Origin of the sequence: Streptomyces sp. NRRL WC-3618, assembly GCF_001280005.1 — a bacterium.
Taxonomy (GTDB): domain Bacteria; phylum Actinomycetota; class Actinomycetes; order Streptomycetales; family Streptomycetaceae; genus Streptomyces.
Window position 1 is genome coordinate 1 of record NZ_LGDW01000141.1, and the last position, 5695, is coordinate 5695.

The following is a 5695-nucleotide window of genomic DNA, read 5'->3' on the forward strand; positions in this document are numbered from 1 at the left end:
GGGGCGGATGTCGAGGGGGTGATTGGTTGATTTGGGGTACTTAGGGCTTTTTGGGGTGCGTGTCCGGTGCGAGTGCGGAACCTCTTGCTCGATGCGCGTCGTTGTCGTGGTGAGGGTCGCGGCTGGGGGTAGGAGCGAGGTGAGGTACGCGTATGGCGCTCACTGATGGGGTGAGGGGTGCTTTTAAACGTCCATGCTTTGGACTGATCAAAAACATTCCGGTCGTGATCCGATAGCGCCTGGCCTGGACGGGCGGGCGCTCGCGGTGATCGAAACGTGACCGGATACGCTGACTCGAGTGATGGCAGCGACCTATCGACACACCGTGTGACCGCCAGCAGACACAGCAGACAGGAGATCCCTCGTGACCGTCGTCGGGCCGTTCGGGCTGAGCGTGCGGGACCAGGCTCTCGAAGCCGATGTCCAGGCCGGATTGGCGGCTGTCGAGGAAGGGCTGCTCGAAGCCACCAAGAGCGAGGTCCCCTTCATCACGGAGGCGGCGCAGCATCTCGTACGGGCCGGCGGTAAGCGGTTCCGGCCACTGCTCGTGATGCTCGCGGCGCAGTTCGGGGACCGGCACGCGCCGGGGATCGTGCCGTCCGCGGTGGTGGTGGAGCTGACCCACCTCGCGACGCTGTACCACGACGACGTCATGGACGAGGCCGAGGTCCGGCGCGGGGTGCCCAGCGCCAACACGCGCTGGGGCAACTCCGTCGCGGTCCTCACCGGGGATTTTCTGTTCGCGCGGGCCTCGCACATCCTCGCCGACCTCGGGCCCGAGGCGGTCCGGGTGCAGGCGGAGGCGTTCGAGCGGCTGGTGACCGGGCAGATCCTGGAGACGGCGGGGCCGTCGGACGGGCGGGACCCTGTCGAGCACTACCTGGACGTGCTGGGCGGGAAGACCGGGTCGCTGGTGGCCGTGGCCTGCCGGTTCGGGGCGATGATGTCCGGTGCCGACGACGGTGTCGTGGACGTGCTCACCCAGTACGGGGAGCGGCTCGGGGTCGCCTTCCAGCTCGCGGACGACGTTCTGGACATCGCGTCCGACTCCCACGAGTCGGGGAAGACGCCGGGGACGGATCTGCGCGAGGGCATTCCCACGATGCCCGTGCTGCGGTTGCGGGAGCGGGTCGCCCGGCTGGGGCTGGCCGAGGATGTCGCGCTGTGTGAACTGCTGGACTCCGATCTGAGTGACGATGCGCGGCATGCGGAGGCGCTGGGTCTGCTGCGGGCGCATCCGGCGTTGGAGCAGGCTCGGCGGGACACGGTGCGGTACGCGGAGGATGCGCGGGCCGCGTTGGCGCCGTTGGTGGAGTGCGATGCGAAGGCCGCGTTGTTGGAGATGTGCGATGCGGTGGTGCATCGGGCTGGGTGAGGGGGTCGCCCCCGCCGCCCTGGCCGTCCCATCCCGGGGGCTGCCGCCCCCGGACTCCCGCTTCGGCCCTGAACGGGCCTTGTCCTCAACCGCCGGACGGGCTGAGGTGGCGGGCTTCGACTGGAGGGTGCGGGTAGGGGCTTTGAGGAGCACGCGCCTGTCCCCGCCGGTCCCCTACTGGTGAGGCGTCGGTCCCCTACGGGATACGGGAGGTTCTCCTCCTCATGTCATCCCGTAGCAGTACGTGGAGTTGAGCCCAAGGTCTGACGATTCGTCGTCGTCGATTTGGTGAGATGGAAACCACCACTCCTCACCGGTTCGGGTGAGAATGGCGGCTGAGGGTGGACAAGTGTGAGACGGACAGCCGCCGCCGACGACGGAGGTAAGGCACACATGGCACCGTACGAAGAGGCCAACGCCGGGAATCGGATCGAGGCCGAGGACGTGCCGTCCCGGCGCCGCAGCGCCGCGCGGTACGCCGCCCCGGCCGTGGTGATCGGTCTGACGGTCGCGACGATCGGGCTGGTACCGGCGTTCGCCGGCTCCGGTGACCCCGATCTGCCGAAGATCAGCGCGCAGGAACTCATCGAGAAGATCGCCGCGTCGGACGTACAGCAACTGTCCGGCACGGTGAAGATCAGTACGGATCTGGGGCTGCCCAACCTCGGCGGTCTGGAGAGCGGACTTCTGTCGGGCGGCGGCCTCGGCGGGGATCCCGACGGCAAGGGGTCGGCCGCCGATCCGAGCGCCAAGCTCCTCGAACTGGCCTCCGGCACGCACACCGTACGGGTCGCCGCGGACGGACCCGACCGGCAGAAGGTGTCGCTGCTGGAGAAGGCCGCCGAGTACAGCGTGATCCACAACGGCGACGAGGTGTGGGCGTACGACAGCGCGTCGAACGAGGCCTACCACGCGACTGCTCCCGAATCCGCGCGGATGCACGACATGGGCAAGGACCAGGCCCGGCCCGGCGACGACGCGCCCGCCACGCCCGGACAGCTCGCCGAGGACGCCCTGAAGGTGGTCGACGCCACGACCTCCGTGACCGTCGACGGCACCGCCCAGGTCGCCGGCCGGGACGCGTACAAGCTCGTCATCAAGCCCAAGGCGTCCGGATCCACCGTCGGGGCGATCAGTGTCGCCGTCGACTCGAAGACCGGGACGCCGCTGAAGTTCACGCTCACCCCCGCGAGCGGCGGCGCCGCTGTCGTGGACGCCGGCTTCGTCGACGTCGACTTCGCCAAGCCCGCCGCCTCCACCTTCGACTTCACCCCGCCCAAGGGGACGAAGGTCACCGAGGAGGGCATGGGCAAGGCCGAGAAGGCGCCGGAGAAGGCGCCCGGCAAGGACTTCGGCAAGGAGTTCGGCAAGGAGTTCGGTGAGAAGTTCGACGGCGACCACCGGGGGCCTGACGGTCACGGGTGGCCGGAGGGGGCCGCAGGCGCCGGCGCCGACGGCAAGGTCATCGGCGAGGGCTGGAACTCCATCGCCGTGTTCGACTCCGGGGCCGAGGGCGGTCTGCCGTCGGGTGACGACGCCTCGCCCGACGCCGGGATGTTCGGCGGCTTCCTCAGCTCCTTCGGCGACAAGGTCTCCGGCGACTTCGGCTCCGGCACGGTCTTCAAGACCCGCCTGATCAACGCCCTGATGACGGACGACGGCCAGCTCTACGTCGGTGCCGTCACGAAGGACGCCCTGGTCAAGGCGGCGAACACGGCCAAGTGACTCCCGTAAGGGAAGCGCCGTAGGAGCACGACGATTGAGGGAGCCCATGGAGGAACTGTCCGCCACGGAGCCGCACGAGGCGCACCGGGACGACGACGCGGCCATCGTCACCCGCGCCCTCACCAAGCGCTACCGGGGCGGACAACTCGCCGTCGACGCCCTCGACCTCACCGTCCCGGCGGGCAGCGTGTTCGGTTTCCTCGGGCCCAACGGCTCCGGCAAGACGACGACGATTCGCATGCTGATGGGCCTGATCGAGCCGACGTCGGGCACGGCGCGGGTGCTGGGGCGACCGATGCCCCGCGCCACCCGCGCCGTCCTGCCGCAGGTCGGCGCACTCATCGAGGGGCCCGCGCTGTACGGCTTCCTCTCGGGTCGCGACAACCTCGTACGGTACGACTCCGCCGACCCGACCGCCGATCCGCGCACCCGGCGGGCGCGCGTCGCGGCGGCGCTGGACCGGGTGGGTCTGACGGCCGCCGCGGGCAAGAAGGCGAAGGCGTACTCGCTGGGTATGAAGCAGCGGCTCGGTCTCGCGGCGGCGCTGCTCCAGCCGCGGCGGCTGCTCGTCCTCGACGAGCCGACCAACGGGCTCGATCCCCAGGGGATGCGCGAAATTCGTTCCCTGGTAAGGGAGTTGGCGTCCGACGGCACCACCGTCTTCCTCTCCTCCCACCTCCTCGACGAGATCGAGCAGGTCTGTACGCACGCCGCCGTCATGGCACAGGGGCGGCTGATCACCCAGGGCGCGGTGGCCGAGCTGGCCGCCGGAACCCGCGGCCGACTGGTCGTGACGACGCCCGACACGGCGGACGCGGCCCGCGTGCTCAAGGAACAGGGAGTCGCCGACATGGTCGTGACCGAGGACCGGGTGACCGGCGAGGTGCCGGAGGGCGATCGTGAACTCGCCGACCTGAACGCCGCGTTGGTCGGCGCGGGCGTCCGGGTCCGGGGCTTCGGCGTCGAACGGGCTTCCCTGGAGGACGCGTTCGTGGCGCTGACGGGGGAGGGCTTCGATGTCGCGGGCTGAGACGAGCACCCCGAAGGGGCGCGAGGAACGGCGCGAGGAACGGTGCGATCAGCCACATCGGACCGTCAGCCGCCGAGCAACCTTCCGAGGCACCCTCTACGGCAGCGAACTCCTCACCACCTTCCGCCGCTGGCGCACCCTCGCACTGCTCGCCGTACTCGCCGCCGTACCGATCCTCGTCGGCACAGCGGTCAAGATCGAGACGGGTGACGGTTCCTCGGCCGACCCCGCCGGAGGCGGACCCGCGTTCATCTCGCAGATCAGCAACAACGGTCTGTTCCTGGTGTTCACGGGGCTGGCGGCGACCCTCCCCTTCTTCCTCCCGATGGCCATCGGTGTCATCGCGGGCGACGCGATCGCAGGCGAGTCGAGCGCGGGCACGCTCCGCTATCTGCTGGTCGCCCCGGCCGGCCGTACCCGCCTGCTCCTCACCAAGTACGCGACCACGCTGACGTTCTGCCTGGTCGCGACGCTGGTGGTGGCGATATCGGCGCTCACGGTCGGCGCGTTCCTCTTCCCGCTCGGCGACCTGACGACGATCTCCGGTACGAACATCAGCTTCACAGAGGGCCTCGGGCGGGCGCTGCTGATCGCCCTGGTCGTCGCCGCGTCACTGATCGGCGTGGCGGCGCTCGGCCTGTTCATCTCCACCCTGACGAGCAGCGGCATCGCGGCGATGGCGACGACCGTCGGGCTGCTCATCACCATCCAGATCCTCGACCAGATACCCCAACTGCACGCGCTCCAGCCGTACTTCTTCTCCCACTACTGGCTGTCCTTCGCCGACCTGATGCGCGAACCGGTCTACTGGGACGACCTGGTGAAGAACCTCGGCCTGCAAGCCCTGTACGCGGCCGTGTTCGGCTCGGCGGCCTGGGCACGGTTCACCACGAAGGACATCACCGCCTGAACCCCGGGGGCCGGCGATCGCCTTCGCGCGGGTGAGCGCGTCGGGGGCGTTCCGTACGTCACCGGGCCGGCGCCCGGGGTGCCCGTAGTCCCGCCCGTGACTCCGCCTCCGCCATGACCCGGAGCAGCACCTCCTCTTCGCCGTGCCGGGCCACCACCTGGAGCCCGACCGGGCAGCCGTCCGGGCCGAAGCCCGCGGGGATGCTCGCCGCCGGGTGGCCGCTGAGGTTGAACGCCCAGGTGAGCGCGGTCGAGTACCGGTCGCCCGGGCCGTCGTGACCGTGCGGTGGGTTCGGGGTGGTGGGGGTGAGGAGCAGATCTGCCCGGGTGAACAGCTCCGCCAGCCGCCGGTCGTTGACCGCTCGCAGCCGGTACGCCGCTGCCGTACCCCCATCTGCATCGCCGTCCGCGTTCGTGCCCGCGCCCGGCGCGCGCAGCGCCAGCCAGGCCGGCCCCGGGTCGTCGAGGCGCACGGGGACATCGCCCGGCGACAGCAGCCGTACGATCCCGGCACCGTCGAGCCGCAGCGCGGCGCCGTGCGCGACGAGGGCGGGCCCGGAATCGGTGCGGGCGAACCCGAGGGAGTCGGACCAGAGGGCGGTGAGGGGGCGTCGCGCGCTCTCCACGCCGCCGCCACTGGCCCCCCGTACCGCACC

General features: G+C 70.4%; 5 protein-coding genes. 4 read left to right on the top strand and 1 reads right to left on the bottom strand.

Features of this window, described 5'->3' with window-relative positions:
- The first annotated feature begins 364 nt into the window (after positions 1-364).
- The 4 genes from ADL01_RS16040 to ADL01_RS16055 all read left to right on the top strand — a co-directional run bounded on the left by ADL01_RS16040 (position 365) and on the right by ADL01_RS16055 (position 5040).
- Positions 365-1375, top strand: a complete 1011-nt coding sequence (locus ADL01_RS16040; RefSeq protein WP_053742674.1) for a polyprenyl synthetase family protein — start codon at positions 365-367, stop codon at positions 1373-1375.
- Between the two features lie 393 nt (positions 1376-1768).
- Entirely contained in the window at positions 1769-3100 is a 1332-nt protein-coding gene (locus ADL01_RS16045) for a LolA family protein (RefSeq protein WP_053742675.1), read from the top strand.
- Between the two features lie 46 nt (positions 3101-3146).
- Positions 3147-4130, top strand: coding sequence for an ABC transporter ATP-binding protein (locus ADL01_RS16050; RefSeq protein WP_053742676.1), 984 nt, complete (start codon positions 3147-3149; stop codon positions 4128-4130).
- A complete protein-coding gene (locus ADL01_RS16055) occupies positions 4117-5040 on the top strand; it encodes an ABC transporter permease (protein ID WP_053742677.1) in 924 nt (307 codons plus the stop codon). The genes ADL01_RS16050 and ADL01_RS16055 overlap by 14 nt, the downstream gene beginning before the upstream one ends.
- Before the next feature lie 58 nt (positions 5041-5098).
- Here the strand turns inward: ADL01_RS16055 and ADL01_RS16060 are convergent.
- The coding region (locus ADL01_RS16060) for an amidase family protein (RefSeq protein ID WP_234354651.1) at positions 5099-5695 on the bottom strand (597 nt) is incomplete at its 5' end.

Excerpts from the sequence above, each read along its gene's own strand:
- ADL01_RS16055 (WP_053742677.1), top strand. The coding sequence starts at position 4,117 with ATGTCGCGGGCTGAGACGAGCACCCCGAAGGGGCGCGAGGAACGGCGC.
- ADL01_RS16045 (WP_053742675.1), top strand. The coding sequence starts at position 1,769 with ATGGCACCGTACGAAGAGGCCAACGCCGGGAATCGGATCGAGGCCGAG.
- ADL01_RS16050 (WP_053742676.1), top strand. The coding sequence starts at position 3,147 with ATGGAGGAACTGTCCGCCACGGAGCCGCACGAGGCGCACCGGGACGAC.